General features: G+C 63.4%; 22 protein-coding genes. 5 read left to right on the top strand and 17 right to left on the bottom strand.

Translation table 11 applies throughout. From position 1 onward, the window contains the following. From AC629_RS36425 to ggt, 4 genes are all read right to left on the bottom strand, one after another. Positions 1–736 (bottom strand): xanthine dehydrogenase family protein molybdopterin-binding subunit (locus AC629_RS36425; protein WP_143199718.1); only part of this gene is annotated, 736 nt, incomplete at its 3' end. A 2-nt stretch (positions 737–738) separates the two neighbouring features. Further along, the gene (locus tag AC629_RS36420; protein ID WP_084809572.1) at positions 739–1,755 is read right to left on the bottom strand and encodes an FAD binding domain-containing protein; all 1,017 of its coding nucleotides are present in this window, start codon (positions 1,753–1,755) and stop codon (positions 739–741) included. A gap of 4 nt (positions 1,756–1,759) precedes the next feature. Beyond that, complete coding sequence (locus tag AC629_RS36415) at positions 1,760–2,323, bottom strand: (2Fe-2S)-binding protein (RefSeq protein WP_502693079.1); 564 nt, start codon at positions 2,321–2,323, stop codon at positions 1,760–1,762. Between the two features lie 228 nt (positions 2,324–2,551). Next, positions 2,552–4,138, bottom strand: a complete 1,587-nt coding sequence (gene ggt / locus AC629_RS36410) for a gamma-glutamyltransferase (protein WP_084809570.1) — start codon at positions 4,136–4,138, stop codon at positions 2,552–2,554. Between the two features lie 205 nt (positions 4,139–4,343). On the opposite strand from ggt, the gene trhO reads away from it, so the two are divergent. Together trhO and AC629_RS36400 are read left to right on the top strand one after the other, a co-directional pair. Next, the gene (gene trhO / locus AC629_RS36405; protein ID WP_084809569.1) at positions 4,344–5,111 is read left to right on the top strand and encodes an oxygen-dependent tRNA uridine(34) hydroxylase TrhO; all 768 of its coding nucleotides are present in this window, start codon (positions 4,344–4,346) and stop codon (positions 5,109–5,111) included. Then, positions 5,101–5,319, top strand: a complete 219-nt coding sequence (locus AC629_RS36400) for a SlyX family protein (RefSeq protein WP_084809568.1) — start codon at positions 5,101–5,103, stop codon at positions 5,317–5,319. The genes trhO and AC629_RS36400 overlap by 11 nt, the downstream gene beginning before the upstream one ends. A gap of 9 nt (positions 5,320–5,328) precedes the next feature. Here AC629_RS36400 and AC629_RS36395 read toward each other — a convergent pair whose 3' ends face one another. Both AC629_RS36395 and AC629_RS36390 read right to left on the bottom strand, forming a co-directional pair. Beyond that, the gene (locus AC629_RS36395) at positions 5,329–7,233 is read right to left on the bottom strand and encodes a sensor domain-containing diguanylate cyclase (RefSeq protein WP_084809567.1); all 1,905 of its coding nucleotides are present in this window, start codon (positions 7,231–7,233) and stop codon (positions 5,329–5,331) included. A 187-nt stretch (positions 7,234–7,420) separates the two neighbouring features. Further along, the gene (locus tag AC629_RS36390) at positions 7,421–7,636 is read right to left on the bottom strand and encodes a hypothetical protein (RefSeq protein ID WP_084809566.1); all 216 of its coding nucleotides are present in this window, start codon (positions 7,634–7,636) and stop codon (positions 7,421–7,423) included. A gap of 93 nt (positions 7,637–7,729) precedes the next feature. On the opposite strand from AC629_RS36390, the gene hemE reads away from it, so the two are divergent. After that, a complete protein-coding gene (hemE, locus tag AC629_RS36385) occupies positions 7,730–8,782 on the top strand; it encodes a uroporphyrinogen decarboxylase (protein WP_502693078.1) in 1,053 nt (350 codons plus the stop codon). A gap of 304 nt (positions 8,783–9,086) precedes the next feature. Here hemE and AC629_RS36380 read toward each other — a convergent pair whose 3' ends face one another. The 5 genes from AC629_RS36380 to AC629_RS36360 form a co-directional block, all read right to left on the bottom strand. Continuing rightward, positions 9,087–10,145, bottom strand: a complete 1,059-nt coding sequence (locus tag AC629_RS36380; RefSeq protein ID WP_084809565.1) for an alpha/beta fold hydrolase — start codon at positions 10,143–10,145, stop codon at positions 9,087–9,089. A 77-nt stretch (positions 10,146–10,222) separates the two neighbouring features. After that, on the bottom strand, positions 10,223–11,839 hold the full coding sequence (locus AC629_RS36375) for a flavin-containing monooxygenase (RefSeq protein WP_084809564.1): 1,617 nt from the start codon (positions 11,837–11,839) through the stop codon (positions 10,223–10,225). Between the two features lie 638 nt (positions 11,840–12,477). Continuing rightward, positions 12,478–13,458: a hydroxymethylbilane synthase gene (gene hemC, locus AC629_RS36370; protein ID WP_084809563.1), complete on the bottom strand. Its 981-nt coding sequence runs from the start codon at positions 13,456–13,458 to the stop codon at positions 12,478–12,480. A gap of 126 nt (positions 13,459–13,584) precedes the next feature. Then, positions 13,585–15,210, bottom strand: coding sequence for a GMC family oxidoreductase (locus AC629_RS36365; RefSeq protein ID WP_084809562.1), 1,626 nt, complete (start codon positions 15,208–15,210; stop codon positions 13,585–13,587). 55 nt (positions 15,211–15,265) lie between these two features. Next, positions 15,266–15,856 carry a TetR/AcrR family transcriptional regulator gene (locus AC629_RS36360; protein ID WP_084809561.1) on the bottom strand — a complete coding sequence of 197 codons (591 nt, stop codon included), beginning with the start codon at positions 15,854–15,856 and terminating at the stop codon, positions 15,266–15,268. Positions 15,857–15,956: 100 nt separating this feature from the next. Between AC629_RS36360 and AC629_RS36355 the strand changes: the two genes are divergently transcribed. Next, the gene (locus tag AC629_RS36355; protein ID WP_084809560.1) at positions 15,957–16,322 is read left to right on the top strand and encodes a nuclear transport factor 2 family protein; all 366 of its coding nucleotides are present in this window, start codon (positions 15,957–15,959) and stop codon (positions 16,320–16,322) included. Between the two features lie 264 nt (positions 16,323–16,586). After that, the gene (locus tag AC629_RS36350; RefSeq protein WP_245332107.1) at positions 16,587–17,534 is read left to right on the top strand and encodes an ABC transporter substrate-binding protein; all 948 of its coding nucleotides are present in this window, start codon (positions 16,587–16,589) and stop codon (positions 17,532–17,534) included. 132 nt (positions 17,535–17,666) lie between these two features. On the opposite strand, the gene AC629_RS36345 is transcribed toward AC629_RS36350, so the two are convergent. The 6 genes from AC629_RS36345 to AC629_RS36320 form a co-directional block, all read right to left on the bottom strand. Beyond that, positions 17,667–18,647, bottom strand: a complete 981-nt coding sequence (locus AC629_RS36345) for a PDR/VanB family oxidoreductase (RefSeq protein ID WP_084809558.1) — start codon at positions 18,645–18,647, stop codon at positions 17,667–17,669. A gap of 10 nt (positions 18,648–18,657) precedes the next feature. Further along, positions 18,658–19,407, bottom strand: a complete 750-nt coding sequence (locus AC629_RS36340; protein WP_084809557.1) for a GntR family transcriptional regulator — start codon at positions 19,405–19,407, stop codon at positions 18,658–18,660. Positions 19,408–19,411: 4 nt separating this feature from the next. Further along, on the bottom strand, positions 19,412–20,461 hold the full coding sequence (locus AC629_RS36335; RefSeq protein ID WP_168195676.1) for an aromatic ring-hydroxylating dioxygenase subunit alpha: 1,050 nt from the start codon (positions 20,459–20,461) through the stop codon (positions 19,412–19,414). A 228-nt stretch (positions 20,462–20,689) separates the two neighbouring features. Then, entirely contained in the window at positions 20,690–22,336 is a 1,647-nt protein-coding gene (pgm, locus tag AC629_RS36330; protein ID WP_084809555.1) for a phosphoglucomutase (alpha-D-glucose-1,6-bisphosphate-dependent), read from the bottom strand. Between the two features lie 240 nt (positions 22,337–22,576). Beyond that, positions 22,577–23,467, bottom strand: a complete 891-nt coding sequence (locus tag AC629_RS36325) for an aldose 1-epimerase family protein (protein ID WP_084809573.1) — start codon at positions 23,465–23,467, stop codon at positions 22,577–22,579. A 129-nt stretch (positions 23,468–23,596) separates the two neighbouring features. Beyond that, positions 23,597–23,824: UDP binding domain-containing protein (locus AC629_RS36320; RefSeq protein WP_245332106.1), on the bottom strand; the 228-nt coding region annotated here is incomplete at its 5' end.

Genomic DNA, 23,824 nt, shown 5'->3' with positions numbered 1-23,824 from the left:
AGCCGCCGCCGACATAGGGATTGACCACGCGCACCTTGTTGGCGTCGATGCCGAGCTGCTCGGCAACGCCATTCTTCAAGCCGTAGACATATTGGCTCGGCTCGTAGATGACGAGGTTGTCGCCCATCCAGGCGCAGCTCGTCGTAAACAGCTCCATCGGGTTGTGGTGCTGTGTCGGTGTATCGTAGGAAGCGGTTATCTTGACCTCAGCGGCATCGAATGCCTTGGCGAAATCGCCGACCTTTGGGTCTTCCTTGAATTGCGAATTCTGGCCTTTCGCAGCTGCCGTTGTCGTCCCCGGCGAACCGAAGGTCGCACTCGGTACTGTGGCGGTATAGCTCACCTTGACGCGGTTGGCGGCCTCGCGCGCGGCCTCGTAGCTCTCCGCAAGGACCACCGCGATGATCTCGCCGTCATGCGCGATGTCGGCCGATCTCAGCGGTTGTATCGTCGTGCCCGCATAACCGCCATTGCTGAAGAGTTTTGACTCCTTCAGCTTCGGTGCGTTCTCATGCGTGACGATGTCGATCACGCCGCGGACGCGCCTGGCATCATCGAGATCGAAGCTGTTGATGCGGCCCTTGGCAATCGCGCTGGTGACCAGGAACGCATAGGCCGGGTTGTCCAGCGGCATGTCGGATCCATAGGTCGCCCGCCCCGTGACCTTTGCGGTCGCATCATAGCGCGGCACGGGGTGGCCCATATTCGCCTTCGGCTCGGGAGCAGCAGCAGTCATGGTCAGATCTCCATCGTTACGGCCTGCTGGAGCGCGCGTGCCACCACGCGCTTGCCGAGGGCGATCTTGAAGCTGTTGTGCTGGCGTCCCCGGGCGTCCGCGAAGGCGGCATCCGCGACCCGCTGCGCCAGACCATCATCGAACTTCTGGCCCTTGAGCAGCGCTTCCGCCTCGCGCGCGCGCCAGGGTACTGTGGCGACGCCGCCGAGCGCGACGCGCGCGTCCCGGATCGTGCCGCCCTGCACATCGAGTGCGACGGCGGCCGAGGACAGTGCGAACTCATAGGATTCCCGGTCACGTACCTTCAGATAGACCGAGCGCGGCCAGCGGCCGGGAACAACGAAAGCCGAGATCAACTCGCCGGGCTGAAGCGTGGTCTCGATCTCGGGTGAATTGCCGGGCGCCTTGTGCAGCCTGGCGAACGGCATGCTGCGGGTGCCGGACTTGCCGGTGACCTCGACCATCGCGTCCAGCGCGATCAGCGCCTGGGCGAAATCGCCTGGATAGGTCGCGATGCATTGGTCGGAGGTACCGAGCACGGCATGCATCCGGTTGACACCGTCCATCGCGGCACAGCCGGAGCCGGAATTGCGCTTGTTGCAGTTCTCGTAGGAGACATCACGAAAATAGCTGCAGCGCGTCCGCTGCATCACGTTTCCGCCGAGCGTTGCCATGTTGCGCAATTGGGCGCTGGCGGCGAGCTTCAGGGAATTCGCGATCACCGGATAGTTACGCTGGATCTCGTCATGCGCGGCGACATCGGACATCTTCGCGAGCGCTCCGAGCCGTAAGTTGTCGCTTCCAGGCTCGATCGCCGACCAGCCGCGTGCGAGCGGATTGATATCGACGATCGCCGCGGGCCGCATCACATCCAGCTTCATCAGGTCAATCAGCGTGGTGCCGCCGGCGAGCGGCTGAGCCGTGGCCTGCGTCAGCGGATTGCTGGCCGCCGCGGCAGCGCTGAGCGCCTGCACGGCCATGTTCGGGTCTGTTGCCCTCTGATACGAAAACGGTCGCATGCACCTAGCCTTTCATGATTTCGGGCGCGGCCTGTTTCACGGCGGCGACGATGTTTGGATAGGCGGCGCAGCGGCAGATGTTGCCGCTCATGTATTTACGGATGTCGGCATCGGTCCCTGCGTGCCCCTCCTTGACGCAGGCCACCGCCGACATGATTTGGCCAGGCGTGCAGTAACCGCACTGGAAAGCATCGTTGTCGACGAAGGCCTGCTGCATCGGATGCAGCCGATCGCCGGTGGCCAGCCCCTCGATCGTCGTGATCTCCTGCCCTTCGGCCGCAAGCGCGAGCGTCAGGCACGACACCACGCGCCGATCGCCGATCAACACCGTGCAGGCGCCACACTGGCCGTGATCGCAGCCTTTCTTGCTGCCGGTGAGCCTTAGATGTTCACGCAGCGCATCCAGCACCGTGGTCCGCGCGTCGATGCTCAGGCGCTTGTCCTGGCCGTTCACCCGCAGCGTGACATCGACGGGAAGCGCCGGATCCTGCGCAACTGGCGCTCGCGCGTCCTGCGCGGCTGCGCGCGCCGTCATCGGAATAAGTGCAGCTCCTGCGGCGCCTGCCATGAAGGCACGCCTGTTGAATCCGGGTGATCGGGAACTTGAATTGTCGGACATGGACGGCCTCCGCCGCTTCACAACAAAGCAGCGCACGCCTGCACCGCTCACGGCCCGTCAACTTGGGGCAATGAGCTCCGTTCCGAACGAGAAAGGGCGACGCGATGGATACCGCGTCGCCCCTCCGTCAACTTTTCCTGATCTTTACGCTAGGAACTTTGTTCCCGCACGTAGCGGTCAATAGCCGAGCGCGCAGCCGTCCTTACGCGGGTCGGAACCGCCGGTCAGCGTGCCCTTGTCCCAGTCGATCCAGATCGCCTGGGCGCCGCCGAGCGGGCCGACCACGCTGGTGGTCTTGTGGCCGAGCTTCTTCAGCCCCTCGACGATGTCAGCCGGCACGCTGTCCTCGAGTTGGTACTGGCCCTCGTAGTGCAGGCCGCGCGGCATGTCGATCGCCTCCTGCACGTCGCAGCCATAGTCGAGGATGTTGGTCAAGAGACGGGTCTGGCCGGTCGGCTGGTACTGTCCGCCCATCACTGCGAACGACATCGTCGAACGGCCGCCCTTGGTGAGCAGCCCGGGCATGATCGTGTGCAGCGGGCGCTTGCCGCCTTCGATGCAGTTGGGATGGCCCGGCTGGATGCGGAAGCCGCCGGCGCGGTTCTGGAACAGCACGCCGGTCTTGTTGGAGACGATGGCGGAGCCGAAGGAGTGCGCGACCGAGTTGATGAACGAGCAGACGTTGCGGTCCTTGTCCACCACAGTGATGTAGATGGTCGATGGGTTCATCGGCGGCGCGACGTTCGGCAGATCGAGCATGCCGTCCATGCGGATCTTGCTGATGTATTCGTCGGCAAAGCCCTTTTCGAGCATCTCGGCGACGTTGATCTTCATGTGCTCGGGAGAGGCAACATGCATCTCGCGATTCATGTAGGCGATGCGCGCGGCTTCCGCTTCGAGATGGAAACGCTCGACGCTGAGCGGGGCGAACTTGGTCAGATCGAACCGCGACAGGATGTTCAGCATCAAGAGCATGGTGACGCCCGGGCCGTTCGGCGGGCACTGCCAGACGTCATAGCCCTTGTAGGTGGTGCCGATCGGCGTCGTCACCTCGGTGGTGTGTGCGGCGAAATCGTCGAGGGTGTGCAGACCGCCGATGCCACGCAGCGTCTCGACCATGTCCTCCGCGATCGGCCCCTTGTAGAACGCGTCGCGGCCGTCCTTGGCGATCGCGCGCAGCGTCTTGCCGAGCTCCGCCTGGCGGATGACGTCGCCCGCCACCGGCGGCTTGCCGTGCGGCAGGAGATAGCGCTGGGTGTTGGTGCCGTTCTTCAGCTTCTCGAACTGATTCTTCCAGTCGAAGGCAATGCGGGGCGCAACGACGTAGCCTTCTTCGGCCGCCTTGATCGCGGGCTGCAGCAGCCGGTCGAAGCCGAACTTGCCGTGCTCGCGCAGCACGGTGGCGAAGGCATCGACCACGCCGGGGATCGAGACCGCATGCGCCGAGGTCAGCGGCACCGAGTTGATCTTGCGCTCGAGATACCAGTCGGCATTGGCCGCCTTAGGTGCCCGGCCAGAACCGTTATAGGCGATGATCTTGCCTTCGCCGCGCGGCTGGATCAGCGCGAAGCAGTCGCCGCCGATGCCGGTCGATTGCGGCTCGATCACGCCGAGCACGGCCGATCCGGCCACCGCCGCGTCCACCGCCGTGCCGCCCTCGCGCAGCACCTCGATCGCGGCTAGCGACGCCTGCGGATGCGAGGTCGCCACCATCGCGTTGGTGGCGTGAACCGTGGACCTGCCGGGGAAATGGAAGTTTCTCATTCTTGCTCTCTGGCCTCTAGGCTAAGTCGTCGGGCGCTGATGGCGCGCCGGCTCGGAACAACCCGGCCTACATGACACATTCCGGCCCGCCCCGGCAATGGCTGGCATACCAGGAAAATGGCTGCCATCCGCTGGGCGTTAGACCTTTTGCAGGCCCCGGCCATGCGGGTTTTCTGGGCGGCGGCCGCCTGCTAAACGAGCCGCCATGTCTGACAAGAATTCGGTCTTCAAGGTCGCCGCCTTCTACCAATTCGCCGCCCTGCCCGATTACCGCGAGCTGCGCGAGCCGCTGCGCGCGTTCTGCGCTGGCCTGGCGCTGAAGGGCAGCGTGTTGCTGGCCCAGGAGGGCATCAACGGCACGATTGCAGGAGCCCCGGAGGCGATCGACGCCTTCGCCCATGAGCTCGCGCACGGCGGCATGTTCGGCGGCAGGCTCGACAATCTCGAATTGAAGTTCTCGACCGCCGAGGCGATGCCGTTCGGCCGGCTCAAGGTGCGGCTGAAGAAGGAGATCGTCACGCTCGGCGATGAGGCCGCCGATCCGACGCGCCAGGTCGGCACTTACGTCGATGCGAGCGAATGGAACGCGCTGATCTCAGCACCCGACACGCTGGTGCTCGACACCCGCAATGCTTTCGAGGTGGCGATGGGGACGTTCGAAGGCGCCGTCGATCCCGGCATCAAGAGCTTTGGCCAGTTCAAGAATTTTGCCGCAGAGCAGCTCGATCCGGCAAAGCATCGCAGGATCGCGATGTTCTGCACCGGCGGCATCCGCTGCGAGAAGGCGAGCGCGCATCTGCTCGCGCGCGGCTTTGCCGAGGTCTATCACCTCAAAGGTGGCATTCTGAAATATCTGGAAGAAGTGCCGGAGACGCAGAGCCGCTGGCGCGGCGAATGCTTCGTGTTCGACGAGCGCGTCGCGCTTGGCCACGGTTTGCGCGAACGGGACAAGGGACACGGCCGTGACGAATGAGATCAAGATTCTGAGCGAGCGCATCGACAAGCTGGAGACGCGCATCGCCTATCAGGACGACACGATCGAGGCGCTGAACCAGACCATCACCGCGCAGTGGAAGCAGATCGACGCGCTGACGCGGCAGATCGCGCAGTTCAGTGAACGGTTGCAGGAAGCAGAAGCGAATGCGCCGGGTCCTGCCAACGAGCGCCCGCCGCATTACTGAGGCAAAGAACTACTGGCCCGACGCCTTGGGCAGCAGGTTCGTCACCTCGCCCGACATCACCAGGCGGTCGCGCCCGGCTTCCTTCGCCGCATAGAGCGCCTGGTCGGCAGCCTCGATCAACGAGCCGACGCCAGCCGTGCGCTCCAGCGCCGGCCGGCAGGCCGCCCCGCCGAGCGATGCGGTGACACAGCCCGAAGCGCGATTGGTGGTGTGGACGAGGCCCGCCGCGCGGATGGCCTTCCGGATCCGCTCGCCGATGCGGGCACAGCCCGCAGCATCGGTGTTCGGCAGCAGCATGGCGAACTCCTCGCCGCCATAGCGCGCAGCCAGATCTCCGGGGCGCTGCATTTCGGCGGCGATGACCTGAGCCACGACCCGCAAGCAGGCATCACCTGCGGGATGGCCATACTCGTCGTTGTAGGACTTGAAACGATCGACGTCGATCATCAGCAGGGCAAGACTGGAGCGGTCGCGATAGGCGCGCGCCCATTCCTCCTGCAGCCGCTCGTCGAAGCGGCGGCGGTTGGCAAGCCCGGTGAGGCTGTCCTCGACCGCCAGCGCCTCGAGCCGGGTCTCCAGCTTCTTCTGCTCGGTGATATCGCGCGAGATCGCGACCACGCCATCGACGCAGCCGTTGTCCTTGCGTGTCACCCGCATGTTCGATTCGAGCCAGACCTCGGTATTCGTCCGGTGCACGTTGCGGTAGGTGATCCGGGCCTCCTCCTTCTCGCCGCGCTTCATCGCATCGACGATGGCCTGAACCTGCGGCAGATCGTCCGCATGAATACCGGCGAGCGCCGGCGATCCGAGCAGTTGATTGGCGCGCCAGCCGACGACGCGAACCGACGAGGGAGAGACATAGCGCAGCCGCTCGTCGAGCCCGATACGGGTCACCATGTCGCTGGAGCCTTCGGCGAGCAGGCGGAAATGGGCCTCCTTCTCGACCAGAGCAGCGGCCATGCGCTGCCGGCGTTGCAACTGCAGCACCAGCACCGCGCCGATCACCGCGATCAGCATGACCAGCGCGAGCACGTAGAGCATGCTGGAAACCGCTGCGGCGCGCCACGGTGCGAGCAGCTCATCCTTGTCGACGGTGGCAAGCAGCACGAGCGGATAGCGGCCGCTGCGCTTGAAGAAGCTGACGCGTTCGGCGCCGTCCAGCTGCGACTTGAAATGATAGGCGCCGCTCGGCCGTTGCAGGCTGGCGTCGCGGAACAGCGGCGCGTCAGCGACGCTGCGCCCGGCGAATTTTTCGTTGCTCGGGTTGCGCGCGATGATCATGCCGTCGCCGTACATCAGCGACACCGAGCTGTTGCGGCCGATCTCGAACTGCTCGTAGAAATGCGAAAGATATCCGGAGCTGATGGTCGCGAGCACCACGCCGCCGAAGCTGCCGTCCGGCTTGTTGAAGCGCCGCGACAGGGTGACGACCCATTCGCCGTCGAGCAGACTCTTCACGGGATGACCAACATAGGCCTCGCGCTTGGGTGCGAGCTGGTGATGGCGGAAGAACGCATCATCGCTGAGCGTCGAGGTGATCGTGCCGGGCGAGGTCAGCCAGTTGCCCTGATCGTCGATGATGGCGAGGCTGTGCACACGCTCCATCGCCTGCTTGCGCGCCTCCAGCAGGGTGCGCAGCTTGGCAATCGTGGCAGGATCGGTGCCGTCCATCTCCAGCCGGCTGACGACGCCGACGACGCCGGAATCAAGCAGGTCGAGGCTGTCCTCGGCATGCTGCGTCAGCGAGCGAGCCACGTTCGCCATCTCGGTCTCGGCGCCCTTGAGCACCGCGTCACGCGCGGCCCATTCGCGCCAGCCGCTGACGCCGAGGATGGTGGCGCAAGTGAGCACGACGAACGCCGCCGCGCGCAGCGGCAGACGGCTCCATCCGGCTCTTTGGGTCGCAGCGTTCATGCGGCAGGAATCTCCGATCGCCGGAAACTCCACCGCTTCTGTTATTGAACCCTGAAGCGCTTGCTGACATTCACTGGCATAAGCGGGTTTTCCCGTACTCCTACGGACCCGCGCGTCACCAGATCGCTAACAATGCGTTAGCAAGCCCATCGGAAACCGATGCCTCTGCCCCCGCTGAAGATCGGCCTTAGCTGAAGATCTGCTTAACCTTGTTCCAGAGCGATTGGCCGTCTGCGTCGGCATCGGCCTTCGACGGCGTCGGCTGCACGGCGCTCACGGGATCGGACGCCGGAAAGCTATCTTCCAACCCGGTGTCGAGCTTGGAATGGCGATCGGCGGCGAGCGCTTCGCGCAGATCGTCGGCGTACTTGTCATGCGGCGCAGGATTGAATGTCTGAGCCATGGATTGCTCCTCCATTGGCTGGTCAACGCGGCGTATTTGTGCTGGTTCCCCTGTTCCGCTCCGGCCTCCAGCGGTGTATCAGGAACCCCAAATCTGCATCAGGATTCCTCGTGCCCCAGTCTGCAAAAAAAGCCCTTCATCGACGTGCTCGCCGGCCAGCGCCAGACCATCCCGCCAATGTGGATGATGCGCCAGGCCGGCCGTTACCTGCCGGAATATCGCGAGGTGCGGGCCAAGGCCGGCGGCTTCCTCGATCTCTGCTTCAACCCGGAACTTGCCGCCGAGGTCACGCTACAACCGATCCGGAGGTTCGGCTTCGACGCCGCGATCATCTTCTCCGACATTCTGGTGATCCCCTACGCGCTCGGCCGGTCCGTGCGCTTCGAGGTCGGCGAGGGGCCGCGGCTCGAGCCGCTGGATGATCCCGCCAAGGTCGCGACGCTCGCGCCGCACGCGGACTTCGGCAAACTTAAGCCTGTGTTCGAGGCACTGCGCATCGTGCGCGGCGCGCTCGATCCCAAGGTCGCGCTCATCGGCTTCTGCGGCGCGCCGTGGACGGTCGCGACCTACATGGTCGCCGGCCACGGCACGCCCGACCAGGCGCCGGCGCGGATGATGGCTTACCGCCATCCGGAAGCGTTTTCGAAGATCATCGACGTGCTGGTCGACAATTCGATCGAGTACCTGCTGGCGCAACACGCCGCCGGTGCCGACGCCTTGCAGATCTTCGACACCTGGGCCGGTGTGCTGCCGCCGGCCGAGTTCGCGCGCTGGTCGGTGGAGCCGACGCGGCGCATCGTCGAAGGCGTCCGCGCCAAGGTGCCGGATGCGAAGATCATCGGCTTTCCCCGCGGCGCTGGCGCGCAACTGCCTGGTTACGTCGAGGCGACCGGCGTCAATGCGGTCAGCATCGACTGGACCGCTGAGCCGGCCTTCATCCGCGAGCGCGTGCAGACCCGCGTCGCCGTGCAGGGCAATCTCGATCCGCTGGTGCTGATCACCGGGGGCCCTGCACTGGACCGCGCAGTCGACAACGTGCTGGCGAATTTTGCGCAAGGGCCGCTGATCTTCAATCTCGGCCACGGCATCCAGCCGGAAACGCCGATCGCCCATGTCGAACGGATGCTGAAGCGCGTACGCGGCTAAAGGCCCGATCTCTCCGCATCGCTATGGCCGGGCGTAGCCGTCCGAAGGACGCCGTCGCTTCCGCTCGCCTATGTCCCGGCCACGACGACCTCTTGTGGTCGTGCCACTTACAAAAAGCGCGAAAACAACCCCATGCAAAGGACAAATCATTGAAGAATTTCGTCCGGCATGGCCCCGAGGCCTGCCGCCAAGACGTTTGACACGTCGGGCAAAACAGGCGCACGATGGCATCATCGCGCCGACTATGATTTCGCAAGCGGGCCAGAGCGTTGCACGTGGGTGGTGAAACGCCCAGGATGCCGCTTCACGTCTGGACTTTGGTCGCGAGCAATTCGCCGAGGTGCTTGTCGAGTTGAGCGATCGCATTCGGATCAGCACCGAAGAGTGCAAGATGACCATCGGCCGTCTGGATTGGCCTGAACTCGGCGTCGGGAAGCAGTCGCCACTCGGCCTGACAATCGGACGGCGGGAAGAACATGTCCGAGGACATCGGCATGACGAAGGTTTTGGCCTTGACCCTGCCCAAGGCGGCCCGCAAGTCACCGCCGGTATGTCGGCTCACGTCGCCACGCTGCCATTTCCACGCCATGCACAGCAAATCGTTGGGATCCATCACGCTGAAATAAGCGCTCATGAAGTTTACGATGAAATCGTCCATCGACGAAAAGCCCAGCGCCTTATGCCGCTCCTGCTGGAAAAACTCCGTGCTCCAACCCATCACGGCCCACATTTTTGCATGGCGCAACAAGCCCTCCCTCACATCCGCCGGTGACGTATAGAAGCCCCGATTGAAACCGGGGTCGGAGGTGATCGCATCGACCAACGTTTCCGTAAAAAGGGAATCGTGGATGGTATTCCTGGCGGTGCCGGCAATCGGCGCTGCCCGCTTCACCATATCGGGATAGCGTACCGCCCATTCGTAGGTTTGCTGTGCGCCCATGGAGCCGCCGACCACGAGCGCAAGACTCTTCAGATCGAATCGTTCCGTAAGAAGTTTATGCTGCGCCCGCACGTCATCACCGATGCGCACATGCGGGAAATTTGCCATGCCGGCTGGCGGCGGCGTGTTGTGCGGGGAGGTGGAAAGACCGCTGCCGATCTGATTGATGATCACGATGAAATACTTGTCGGGATCAAGCGCGCGGCCCTGGCCGATATAGACCTGCTCCATGATCTTGTTTGTGCCGGAATACCAGGTGGGAATGAGGATGGCATTGTCCTTCGCGGCATTGAGGCTGCCGAAGGTCGCGTAAGCGAGCTTGCAGGCACGAATCGTACCGCCTTCCTCCAGTTCGAGATTACCGACGTCGTACAGCTCGTAAGGCCCGTGCACCTCCTGAGAGTAATAGCTGTTCTCGATCATGATCGCCCTCCCTCATCTTGCCATTGGGCGGAAAGGCCGGCTATGCCTTCCCGCCCGTTTGCCCTGGCCACGTCTTTCTACGCCAGTTCGAAACCCTCGTAGCCCTTGGCTGCGATCTCGTCGCACTTCTTCCTGTAGCCGCCGACCCCTTCCGGGCCCAGGTAGGGCAAAAACGCGCGCGGCTTGCCGGCAATGTTGGCGCTCATGTACCAGGAGTTGGCAGTCGTCATCAGCGTCGCACTGACGATTTCATTGACATGGGCAACCCATTGATCCTGCGCCGATGGCGTCGCTTCGATGCTGGTCTTTCCGTTCTTGCGCATGCTCTCGATGCAGTCGGTGATCCACTCCACATGCTGCTCGATCGATACCGGCATGTTCGACAGCACCGAAGGGCTTTGCGGACCGGTGATGGTAAACAGGTTCGGAAAGCCGGCAATGGCGACGCCCAGATAAGTATGCGGGCCGTCCTGCCACTCCAGATCCAGGGTGCGCCCGCCGCGGCCCTTCAGGTTCAACGCCTTCAGCGGACCAGTCATGGCGTCGAACCCGGTGGCGAACACGATGATGTCGAGCGGATATTCCTTGCCGCCGGCGCGAATTCCGGTTTCGGTAATTTCCTCGATCCCGCCGTCGATTTTCGCATCGACCAGCAGCACATTATCCCTGTTGAAGGTTTCGTAGTAATTGGTGTCGAGCGGCTGCCGTTTGGTGCCGTAGGCGTGGCCCTTGGGTATCAGCTTTTCCGCGGTGCGCGGCTCTTTCACGGTGCTGCGGATCTTGCGCTTGATGTAGTCAGCGCAGACGTCATTGGCCTCCTGGGAGAAGAACATGTCCTGATAGTTGGCAAGCCAGAAAGCGAACCCGCCTGCATCCCACATGCGGTCAAACACGCTCTCACGTTCCTCGGGCGTTGCTTCCAGCACAGACTTCGGAATGAAGTAGTGCTCCTGGCCGAAGAACGATTCCCGAATCCTCTGAACAATACCCTCGTAGTCCGCCTTTCGTGCCTTGACCAATTCGGGATCCACCTTGCCGTTGCGCGCCGGCACGCAATAGTTGGCCGTGCGCTGGAACACGATCAGCTGCTTGGCTTGCTGCGCAATTTCGGGAATCGCCTGAACCGCCGTGGCCCCGGTGCCGACCACACCCACGCGCTTGCCGGTGAAGTCAACGCCGGCATGCGGGAAGCGGCTGGTGTGATACCACTTGCCCTTGAATTTCTCCAAGCCCTTGAAGAGCGGCATGTTGGTATCGGACAAAGTGCCCACGGCCGTGATAAGATAGCGCGCCGTAACCTCTTCTGCCTTGTCGGTGTGAACCGTCCAGAGATTGGTATTCTCGTCGAATTCAGCCCCGGTCACGCGTGTGTTGAACTGGATATTGCGCTTGAGGTCGTGACGCTTTGCGACGTGTTCGAGGTAACGAAGAATTTCGTGCTGCTCTGGATAGCGTTCGGACCATTCCCACTCTTGCAGGAGCTGCTTGTCCCAGGTGAAGCAGTAGATGTAGGCGTCAGAATCGCAGCGCGCCCCCGGGTAACGGTTCCAGTACCAGGTACCGCCGACAGTATCTCCCGTTTCGTACACCCGAACCTTCAATCCCAATTTGTCTCTCAGCGACTTCAGCATGTGCAAGCCGGAAAAGCCCGCGCCGATCACGACAGCGTCGAAGTGTTGATTTGCGCCAGCCATATGCTCCTCCAGTTCGGTTGTTTGAACCAACGAGACAAATTCTCTGCTGGAACTTTCGCAGCAGAGTCCTCTTCCAATTCGACAAACACGATGCCGCATTCAAACCTGTGAATGCCCGTGGACGGGGAATTGCATCAAGAGGGCGCCTGAAATTTTGCGCGATCAAGGCGATCCGCTGCATCGCAGGCGCGGTCTGCGCGATCAACGCGCAGGGGCCAAGGCAGCGTTCCGGGACACGAGCCTCGATCCGAAAGGAGGAAGCAGCGATGGGCATCTGTCGTGACTCATTCACGGCGCGCTTTGGGGAAGGCTCGCGATACCCATAAGAGCACAGACGCTGAGCATTGATCCAGCGAGTTTTGATACGGCGCGCCGCCGAAAGTGATCGGTGTGACAGCAACGCTGTCTCATGTTGCAGCATTTAAAGTGATTGATTTGGACAGACCTGTCCGAGCCGCCAAGAAGTGGCCGCTCATTAGCCCCACATCGTCATTGCGAGCCACCGGGTCCGCGCGTAGCGCGGCCCGATGACAGGCTCCGCGAAGCAATCCAGACTATCGCCGTGGAAACAATCTGGATTGCTTCGTCGCAAGAGCTCCTCGCAATGACGGAAAGCGCAGTTGCGAGGCAGATCCAAACTAGCGCGGCCGGCTGCGCTCGATGATCTCGGCGGCTCCCTTGCCCAGCAGATCCAGTCCCACCGCGCGGCCGAGCTCGCGCGGGCGGTTGGCGGGGCCTGTGCGCGAGGCTTCGATGATGGTGTTACCGGAGAGGTCGAGCACGGATGCGGTCAGCGACATCTGATCGCCTGCGATGGTCGAGAAACCGGCGACCGGTGAATTGCAGTGGCCGTTCAGCACCCACAGCACCTCGCGTTCGGCATCGGCAGAGGCGTGCGCAGCGGGATCGTCGATCGATGCGAGGATGCGCCGCGTCTGCCAATCCTGCGCCGCACATTCGACCGCGACGATGCCCTGCCCCGCCGCCGGCAGCATTTCCGCCGCCGTAAACTCATAGGCGATGCGGCTGGCGAGACCGACGCGGTCGAGGCCCGCGCGCGCCATGATCAGCGCGTCCGCAGGTCCCACCGCACTGCCATCCGGCAGGCGCTGCTTCTCGCCATTGTCGAGCTTTCGCACACGCGTGTCGGCCGCGCCGCGGAAGTGGATGATCTCGGCGTCCGGAAACACGCGTCGCGCATAGGCGGCACGGCGGACCGCGTTGGTGCCGATCTTGAAACCCTTGCCGTGCGACTGCCGAAGCGCCTCCAGCGTCACGCCGTCGCGCAGCACCAGGGCGTCGCCGGGCGGATCGCGCGACAGCGTGGCGCCGATGACGAGGCCTGGCGTATCCTCGTTGCCCGGCATGTCCTTCAGCGAATGCATCGCCGCCTGCAATTCGCCCGACAGCACGGCGGCACGGATCTGCGCCACGAAGGCACCGCCCTTGCCGCCGTGGGACAACAGCTTGCTGGTCTGGTCGAGATCGCCCGTGGTGTCGAACTTGACGATCTCGACATCGAGATCGGGCATGGCGGCGGTCAGGCGGCGCGCAATCTCTTCCGTCTGCGCCATCGCCATTGCGCTCTTGCGGGTGCCGATCTTCAGTCGAGTAGCCAAGTCTTCGTCCTTTCACCGCGCATTGTTTGTTGGAGCATGATCTCCGCGCAAACGCGTTCCGTTTGTCGCGAGGGAAAACCGGTTCCCACCTTGCGCCAACGCGGCCCTTCGGGTCCGGATCATGCTCTAACGCGCATCCTCCAATATCATGTCGGAGGCCTTTTCGGCGATCATGATGATCGGCGCGTTGGTGTTCCCGGACACGAGGTCCGGCATGATCGAACCGTCGACGACGCGGAGGCCTTCGAGCCCCCTCACCTTCAGCCGCTGATCGACCACCGCGAGCGCATCGTTGCCCATACGACAAGTCGAGGTCGGATGGTAGATGGTGCTGCCGCGCTCGCGGCAGAAATTCAGCAGTTCCGCATCCGTGGATACCTTTTTGCCGGGATCGACCTCGTCGACGACGAACGGCTTCATCGCCGGCGCGTTCAGGATCTTGCGCAGGATCTTCAGGGCTTCGACGTTGGTGGTGCGATCGTTCTCGGTCGACATGTAGTTGATGCGGATCTCCGGCGGCACCGTTGGGTCCGCGCTCCTGATGCGAAGGCTGCCGCGGCTTTCGGGCCGGAGCTGGCACACCGAGGCGGTGAAGCCGGAAAAATCATGCAACTTCTCGCCCATCTTGTCGGTCGAGAACGGCAGGAAGTGAACCTGGATATCGGGCGAAGCGAGGCGCGGATTGGTCTTGAAGAAGGCGCCGGCGGTGCCGGCCGCGATCGTCAGCCAGCCCTGGCGGAACAGGGCGTAGCGCGCGCCGGCGAGCGTCCGACGGAGCGGATTGTTGACGGTGTCGTTGAGCGTGATCTTCTGCGAGCAGCGCATCACGATGCGGACCTGCATGTGGTCCTGGAGATCGTGGCCGACGCCTTGCGCATCCAGCACCACATCGATGCCGTGCTTGCGCAGGAGATCGCCGGGTCCGACGCCGGAGAGCTGGAGCAGCTGCGGCGAGTTGTAGGCGCCGCTCGACAACACGATCTCCTTGCGTGCACGGGCGCGGCGCACGGTTGCGCCTTGCCTGTATTCGACGCCGACGGCACGGCGGCCCTCGAACAGGACGCGCTGGCCGAGCGCGGAGGTTTCGACCGCGAGATTGCCGCGTGTCTTCGCAGGGCCGAGATAGGCCACCGCCGTCGAGGCGCGGCGGCCGTTGCGCGTCGTGGTCTGGAACAGGCCGACGCCTTCCTGCGTGGCGCCGTTGAAGTCGGAATTGTAGGGCAGACCGGTCTCGACCGCGGCATTGATGAAAGCCTTCGACAGCGGATCGGTCATGACCAGGTTGGAGACCGGTAGCGGACCGCCGGTGCCGTGATATTGATCGGCGCCGCGCGACTGGTTCTCGGCCTTCTTGAAATAGGGCAGCACGTCATCATAGCCCCAGCCAGCATTGCCGAGCTGGCGCCAGCGATCATAGTCCTCGTGCTGGCCACGGACATAGAGCAGGCCGTTGATCGAGCTCGAGCCGCCCAGCGTCTTGCCGCGCGGCTGGAACACCTGGCGTCCCTTCAGCTCGGGCTCCTGCTCGGTCTGGTACATCCAGTTGACCGTCTTCTCCTTGAACAGTTTTCCGTAGCCGAGCGGAACGTGGATCCAGATGTTGGAATCCTTCGGGCCGGCCTCGAGCAGCAGCACCTTGTGCTTGCCGTTCGCCGACAGCCGGTTGGCGAGCACGCAGCCGGCCGAGCCGGCGCCGACGATGATGTAGTCGAACTCGGGATCGGACGGCACGAGGGAGGAATTTGCGTTCATGCGCTGCAGTTCTTTTTGTTGGTGTGGGCGTTTCCAGTTTCGTGGATTAGCACAATCATGCGCGCAGACGCAGCGCTTCGACCAGCGACTTGAACGCACGGGCATATTCCGCCCCTGCCCTTGCGATATCGGCGCGTCCGGCGCAGGCGACCGCCGCTTCCGTGACAGCGCCGAGCAGGAGCCGCGCCAGCGGCTCGACCGGCTGCCGGGCGATCAGGCCGGCCTCCATGGCGGCTGCGATCGCGCGTGGCATCTTGCCGCCGAAATGCCTGGCGTCGATCTCGCGCCAGCGCTCCCAGCCGAGCACGGCCGGGCCGTCACGCAGGATGATCTGGCCGGTCGGCCCCTTGGCCGCCGCCGCAAAGTAATGCTGGGTGCCGGCGACCATCGCGGCGAGCACGTCCTTTTCGGCGCGTGCCGCGCTGTCGATCTCGGTCACGAGATCGCGCGAGACGAGTTCGAACACGGCTTCGAACACCGCTTCCTTGGTCTTGAAGTGATGATAGACGGCGCCCTTGGCTATGCGGGCTGCTTCCGCGATCTCGTCCATGGTGGTGGCGGAAAATCCTTGCGTGCCGAACAGGCGGCGCGCCGCCGTCAGGATCGCCTCCAATGTCGCTGCCCGCCGCTCCGCCTGTTTTGCCATGAGCCTCGTTTAATCGAATCCGGCTCATGCTGCCAGTTGACTTTTCGACTATCAGTCGGCATTTACCGACTATCAGTCGGTTTTAATCGAGAGGTGAACCATGCCGAGCCGTGACATCGTCGAAGCCTTTGCGCAGCGGCTGGAAGCCGGAGATTTCATCGGAGCGATCGAGCAGTTCTGCACGCCCGATGCCGCGACCTACGAGAACAACGCCGCGCCGACTGTCGGCCGCGACAAGCTCGTCGCCAAGGAGCGCGGCGTGCTGGCTGCCTCCAGGGAAGTCAAGGCCGTTCGCATCGGGCCAAGCCTGATCGAGGGCGACAATGTCGCCACACGCTGGACATTCAGCTTCACCAACGCCGAGGGCGTCACGCGGACGCTGGATGAGATTGCGTGGCAGACCTGGCGCGGCGACAAGCTGATTGAGGAGCGGTTCTATTACGACCCGAAGCAGTTGGGGCGCTGATACGCTCTGAAGCTGCTCGACCCGAAGGGCGACCTGGAGGGCCGAGGGCTTATGCGCTCAAATGTTGGGAGGTCTGCTTTTGGCGGTGAAGCAGACCTTCGCAGACAACCCCAACATTTCCCATTTCGACCCAATCCGGACATTTCATGGTGACGGCTCCTCCGAATGATCGGACTGGCTGAATAGCCCTACGTGTGGTTTGATCAACAAGAATGAGCTGGATGCCGGGTGAAATAAATGAGGCGACGGGAGTTCATTCTGTTGATGGGCAGCGTTGCCGTTGACGCCTCGTCAGCGGCCCACGGCCAACAATCGGCGAAGCCACCGATCGTCGGTCTCCTCGTGGCAGGTACAACAGCTTCTCATGGAACATGGGTAGCGGCATTTACGCAGCGACTGTCCGAGCTTGGTTGGACTGACGGGCGCAATATCAAGATCGAATATCGCTGGGCGGCAGGAGATCGTCCTCAAACCACGAAATTCGCTGCTGAGCTCGTTCAGCAAAAGGTGGATGTAATCGTTACGTCGGCATATGGCGTGGTGGCCGCAGAGCAGGCAACGTCAACTATTCCAATTGTATCGGCCGCCTACGGCGATTTAGTCGCCGTCGGGATTGTCAAGAGTTTGGGACGGCCTGGTGGAAATGTGACAGGACTTTCCATTCAGCCGGTTGAACTAAGCAGCAAACGTCTTGAATTGTTGAGAGAGATCATTCCGAATGTTCGCCGTCTCGCTGCACTGGTAAACACTCATATCGTAGGCGCGCAAGAAGTGGCTGCCATCCGGACAGCATCTGCCAAATTGAATATAGATGCCAATGTAATCGAAATCCAAACCGCCAAGGATATTGAAGCGGCGCTGGCAACGCTCGCGGGGCAGACTGATGCTCTTTATGTGTTCAGTGAGCCGCTGACAAATTCCAATAGGGACAAAATCGTCAAAGCAGCCACAGAGGCAAAGATCCCAACCATCTTCGGTTTTAGAGAGTTCGTGGACGCAGGTGGCCTAATTTCGTACGGTCCGAACTTCATCGACCTTTTCGTACGTGCTGCGGAATTTACCGACAAGATCCTGAAAGGAGCAACGCCGGCTGATTTACCCGTGCAGCAGCCGGTAAAATTTGACCTCATCATCAATCTCAAGGCAGCCAAGGCCCTCGGGTTGAGTATCTCCGACACCGTTCTGACCCGCGCTGAGGAAGTGATCGAGTGAGACCGAGACTTCCGGATTTGGGCTCTTAGCCGACCCCGTAGGCCGAACTAAACCTGTCCGCTTCCGAGCGCAGAGCAGGCGAAGCATGCCCTTCATAGGCTTGTCGTATGAAAGGACGGCCCAGGCCCTGCCTCAGATCGCGTCCGCTCGCAACAGCGTGTCCACGGTGATGGTGCCACGGGCGCGGGAGACGCAGGCGCAGATCTTTTCGTTGCTTCGCTTCTGGTGGTCGCTGAAGAAGACGTCGCGATGGTCGATCTCGCCTTCGACGTCGACCACGTCGATAGCGCACAGGCCGCACTCACCCCGCTTGCAGTCATACATCACGTCATGGCCGCTGGCATTGAGCACGTCCAGCATCGAGCGCTCGCGCGGGATTTCGAGCTCGATATTGGAGTCCTTCAGGCGCACACGGAACGTCTCGGTCGGAAGCGAACCGCTGGAGCCGAACGTCTCGTAGCGGAGGTCGGGCAGCGGATGACCCGCGCCGATCCAGGCGTGGCGCGCGGCATCCAGCATCGGCATCGGGCCACAGAACAGCGCCAGTGCATCTTGCGGCAACGAGGCGAACAGCGCGTCGAGATCGAGCCGCTTGCCTTCGTCGCTCGCATGGACGACCAAGCGGTCGCCGAGCAGGTTGGCGAGATCATCGAGATAGGCGGCCTCGCTGCGCGAACGCACGGCGTAATGCAGCGTGACATCGGCCCCGCGCCGCGCCAACGCCTGCGCCGCGCCGACGATCGGGGTGATGCCGATGCCACCGGCAACCAGGCAATAATGTTGGCGCGCCCAATCCACCGCGAGCAGCGAGGCGGGCTGCGTGATGTCGAGGCGCGCGCCCGCTGCCAACTGCCACATGTAGCGTGAGCCGCCGCGGGAATCCTCGGCGCGGCGCACCGCAATCTTGAAGCCACCTGATGAAGCCTCCCCGACCAGCGAATAGGACCGGGTCTCCGGCAAGCCGCCGATGGTCACGCTCACATTGATGTGGCTGCCAACCGGATAGGCTGTCACATCGAACTGATCGGGCAGGATCAGGAATTCGCGGATGCCGGGCGCGAGGTCGCGCGTCGACACGAGCGTCGCCGGAATCCAGGTTTCGATGAAGCGCATGGCACTTCCCTCAATCGGTTGCGGTCTTGATCAGCGCGAGCGCCGGCAAGAGGTCGAGATGGGTCCGGTTGCGCAGCGCGAGCCGCAGGTTTCGCACCGCAAGCCGCGCATGCTCGCGCATGACCGCTTCAGCCCGCGCGCCTTCGCGGTTCTCGATGGCGTCGACCACAACGCGATGGTGCTCCTGCGCGATGATCAGGATCTGCTGCGCCTCGGGCAGTGCCGATTGCGCCATCACGAAGCCGCTTGGCGAGGCAAACGGCAGCGCCGCGGCGCGGTCGATCTGCCGAGCCAGCGGCGGGCTGCGCGACAACTCGGTGAGCAGGGCATGAAAGCGCGCATTCAGCGTGACATAGGACGAAAAGGCTTCGATCGAGATCGGCACCTGGCGCAGCAGCTCGTCGATCGCAGCCAAGCACTCCTTCAGCGGTTCGAGCTCGCGCGCGGAGACACCGCGCTCGGCGGCGAAGCGCGCGGCGAGGCCTTCCAGCGTGCCGCGCAGCTCGATGGAATCAGAGATGTCGCGCTCGGAAAACGCCTTCACCATGAAGCCGCCGGAGGGGATCGCCTCCAACAGGCCTTCCTCCTCCAGGCGCACCAGCGCCATGCGCACCGGCGTGCGGGAAGCGCCGGTCGTCTCCACCGCCTGCAGCTCGGAGATGCGCTCGCCCGGGCGCAACGAGCCGGATAGAATCTGATCGCGCAGCGCAAGCTGCGCCTTCACGGTCTGCGAGACAGAGCGGTCGACCTCACCGGCCATGCTCCTACTCCGCGGCCTGGAGATGCTGCGGCGCGTTTTCCTTCGCAACCATCCTGTCGATCAGCTTGCGCGACCACATCGCGCCGGCATCGATGTTGAGGTTGTAGAAGATGCGATCGGGGTTCTCGTCCATCGCGCGCTGCTGCGCCTCGAGGATCAGCTCGTCCTCGCGGAAGATGCCGGAGACGCCCTCACGGATCTCGGTGGTGATGCGCTGCTCACCGAGGCGATAGTTGCGCACGAACGCCCAGAAATAGTGGCAGGTCTTCTCGGTCTCCGGCGTGATGGTGTTGAGCACGAAGCCGTTGACGCCCTGTGAGCAGTCGCCTTCCGGCGCGCCGGTGCCGGCCGGTGCCACACCGACGTCGATCGCGATGGTGCAAGGGGCCTCGAAACGGATGATCTGCCAGCGATCGACGAGGCCCGGCTTGCCGAGCTGCTTGGCCCAGAACGGCGGGGCCTCGATGCCGCGCATCCAGCGCGTCACCGTCACCGTCTTCTCGCCATGGGTGACGTCGAACGGCGCTTCGGCCACCGCGTCGTTGCCGATCGAGGAGCCGTGCACGAAGGTCTCGTGGGTGAGATCCATGAGGTTGTCCAGCACGAGGCGGTAGTCGCAATTGACGTGGATGGTCTTGCCGTCACCGGCCCAGGCCGGATCGTGATTCCAGTGCATGTCGGGAACGAGCGCGGGATCGGCGAGCGCGGGATCGCCCATCCAGAGCCAGACATAGCGGTGACGCTCGACCACGGGATAGGCGCGCACGCAGGCCGACGGATTGATCGTCTCCTGCGAGGGCATGAAGGTGCAGCGCCCCTGCGCATTGTACTTCAGGCCGTGATAGCCGCAGACGACGGTGTCGCCTTCGAGCCGGCCCTTGGACAGCGGCACCAGGCGATGCCAGCAGGCATCCTCCAGCGCGGCCACCGAGCCATCGGCCTTGCGGTACATGACGATGTGCTTGCCGCAGATCGTCCGCGGCAACAGCGCCGGCTTGACCTCGGCGTCCCAGGCCGCGGCGTACCAGGCGTTCATGGGGAAGGGTTTTGGCACTGGTCTCGCTCCCAAGGCTTAATGAATACGCTATGTATACAATAGCGGAGGGACAGAGCGATTCAAGCCCAATTACGGCGTATCTAATTACCTCTGTGCGGTATGATGTATACAGATATGACCGCGAGTCAATCCCCGCGGAGTACTGGATCACCCGCTTTCGCGGGTGATGACACCGGAGGATACGGCGAACACCCTCGCCGCAGGGGCAGCGCTTGGACCCGGATCCTACGCCCCGAACACCCTCGCCAGCCCGGCCTGCGCTTCTTCCTGGATCCGCTTCAGGTGCTCGGTGCTACGAAAGCTCTCGGCGTAGATCTTGTAGACGTCTTCGGTGCCCGACGGCCTTGCGGCGAACCAGCCGAAATCGGTTTCGACCTTGATGCCGCCGAACGGCTGGCCGTTGCCGGGGGCCTTGCTCAGTGTAGCGCGGACGGGATCGCCGGCGAGATCCTTCAGGCCGAGCTGCTCGGGCGTGACGGATTTCAGGATGTTTTTCTGCGGCGTCGTGGCGGCGACGTCGATGCGCGCGTAGTGCGGCACGCCGAGCTCGGCGGTGAGGTCGCCAAAGAGCTGGCTGGGATCACGGCCGGTCTTCGCCATGATCTCGGCGGCGAGCAGACCGAGGATGATGCCGTCCTTGTCGGTGGTCCACACCGTGCCGTTGCGGCGCAGGAACGAGGCCCCTGCACTCTCCTCGCCGCCGAAGCCGAAGCCGCCGCTGACGAGACCGTCGACGAACCATTTGAAGCCGACCGGCGTCTCGACCAGCTTGCGGCCGAGCTTCTTGGCGACACGGTCGATGATAGAGCTCGACACCACGGTCTTGCCGATCGCGGCGTCCTTGCCCCAGTTCGGGCGGTGCGCGAACAGATAGGAGATCGCCGTCGCGAGATAGTGGTTCGGATTCATCAGGCCGCCGGTGCACGTCACGATACCGTGGCGATCGGCATCGGTGTCGTTGGCAAAGGCGACGTCGAAGCGGTCGCGCATCCCGATCAGGCTCGCCATCGCGTAAGGCGAGGAGCAGTCCATGCGGATCTTGCCGTCCCAGTCGACCGTCATGAAGCGGAAGGTCGGATCGACCGCCTCGTTCACCACCGTGGCCTTCAGGCCGTAGCGCTCGATGATCGGATGCCAGTAGCGTACCGCGGCGCCGCCGAGCGGATCGATGCCGATATTGATGCCGGCGGATTTGACGAGTTCGAGATCGACGACATTGCCGAGATCGGCGACGTAGGGCGTAATATAATCGTAGGCGTGGACAGTCGCAGATTTGCGCGCCTTGGCGTAGTCGATGCGCTTCACGCCCTTGAGCCCATCGGCGAGATAGGCGTTGGCGCGCTTCTCGACGACGCCCGTCACATCGGTATCGGCCGGCCCGCCATGCGGCGGATTGTATTTGTAGCCGCCATCCTCCGGCGGATTGTGTGACGGCGTGACGACGACGCCGTCAGCAAGGCTGGAGGTGCGGCCCTTGTTGTAGGTCAGGATTGCGTGCGAGATCACCGGCGTCGGCGTGTAGCCGCCATCCTTGTCGATCATGATGTCGACGCCGTTGGCCGCGAACACCTCGATCGCACTGACCAGTGCCGGCTCGGCCAGCGCGTGAGTGTCGATGCCGATGAAGAGCGGGCCGGTCAGGCCCTTTTCTCTTCTGTAGTCGCAAATTGCCTGCGTGGTCGCGAGGATATGGCCTTCGTTGAAGGTGTTCTTGAACGAGCTGCCGCGATGGCCGGAGGTGCCGAACGCCACCCGCTGCGCGGGATCCGCGGTATCGGGCTTGCCAGCGAAATAGGCTGTCACCAGCCGCGGAACGTTGGTGAGCGCGTCCGGCGAGACCTGCTTGCCCGCCGTGGGATGAACATCAGCCACTGAAAATATCCTCGTCCTGTCGTGCAAAGATTGCGGACGATACCATAGCATCGGCCAGGCGCCCGCCAAACCACAACACGCCTGGCGGGGAAGGCGTTCCTTGGGTGGTGGCAACGGAAGAATGCCCATCGTTTCACTCAGCCGTCATTCCGGGCTCGTGCCAAGTGGCGCGCGGAGCGCGAGGCCGGAATCCATCGTGGCCGCGGAGTTCTACACCGACGATCTGCACGCTCTTCGGCCTCAGGACGACGCGACTTCGATCCGGTACGATAACTGCTCTTCCGCGCCCGGCGCGATGTGCATCAGGCCCGGCTTGTCGCTGAACTCGCCGTCGAAGCCGACGGGACTCGCATAGCCACGCCAGGGCTCGATGCAAAGGAACGGCGCGCTCGACGGCTTCGACCAGACGCCGAGCTCGCGAAAGCCACGCCAGGACATTTTCAGCCAAGGCCCGGTGGACGCCCCCTGCCCGGCCGCATAGCGGACCGAGTTGCTCTCGATCCGATCGAAGATGATGGCGTCATCGGCGAACAGGGATTCGGACAAGGCAAGCACCGTCCCGCTGACGGGACTTCTCTCCGTTGCCGCGCGCAACAACCCGCCGTCGAGACGACGGACGGCAGATGCCTCCGCGTTCGCGAAGGTCAGCGCGTAGCTCTCCTTCGCCACTCCGGGCTGAAGCGCCCAGTTGAAGGCGGGATGGCCGCCGAGCGAGGCCGGTAACGTCTCCTCGCCGGTGTTCGCGATTGTGAGCGAGACATCGAGACCAGCCTCATCGATTGCGTAGGTTGCCGTCAGGCGGAACGCGAAGGGATAGAGCGCACGCGTCGCCTCGCTGTCTTCGAGCACCAGCGTGCACCGGCTATCCCCACGCTCGCCCCACGCAAAGCGGCTGTCGCGCGCAAAGCCGTGCTGGGTCATCCGGTAGGTCTTGCCCCGATGCTGCAGTTCGTCGTTGGCGAGGCGTCCGACAATCGGAAACAGCAGCGGCGCATGGCGCGGCCAGGCGGGTCCCGCCTGCCAGATGAATTCGACACCGCTGCCGTCCATCAGCGAGCACAGCTCGGCGCCTTGCGCCTTGATGGTCGCGGTGAGCCCGCCGCTCCGGATCGTATGCGTGTCATCGGTCATGGCAATCTCCATCGCGGCGGCGAGGCCGATATGTCCGGCACCACCGCATCATGCGACGGACCATATCGCATTGGAGAATCGTTCGCCCGCCCGGGATGGGCGCGCGAAGCTCAGCTGCGCATTGCTACGCTAGGCCTCGGGTGACCGTCCGACGCTCTCGTAGGTGAAGCCGGCCGCACGCATGTCTTCGGGGCGGTAGATGTTGCGAAGATCGACGACGATCGGCTGCGACATGACGCTCTTGAGCCGGTCGAGATCGAGTGCGCGGAACTGCACCCATTCGGTGACGACGACGAGCGCATCGGCGCCTTGCGCGCAGGAATAGGCATCCTCGCAATAGGTGATGCTGGGCAGCTC

This window comes from Bradyrhizobium sp. NAS80.1, assembly GCF_001908205.1.
GTDB lineage: Bacteria > Pseudomonadota > Alphaproteobacteria > Rhizobiales > Xanthobacteraceae > Bradyrhizobium.
Note: the sequence above shows the minus strand (reverse complement) of the source record. Positions and strands in the feature narration are given on the sequence as shown.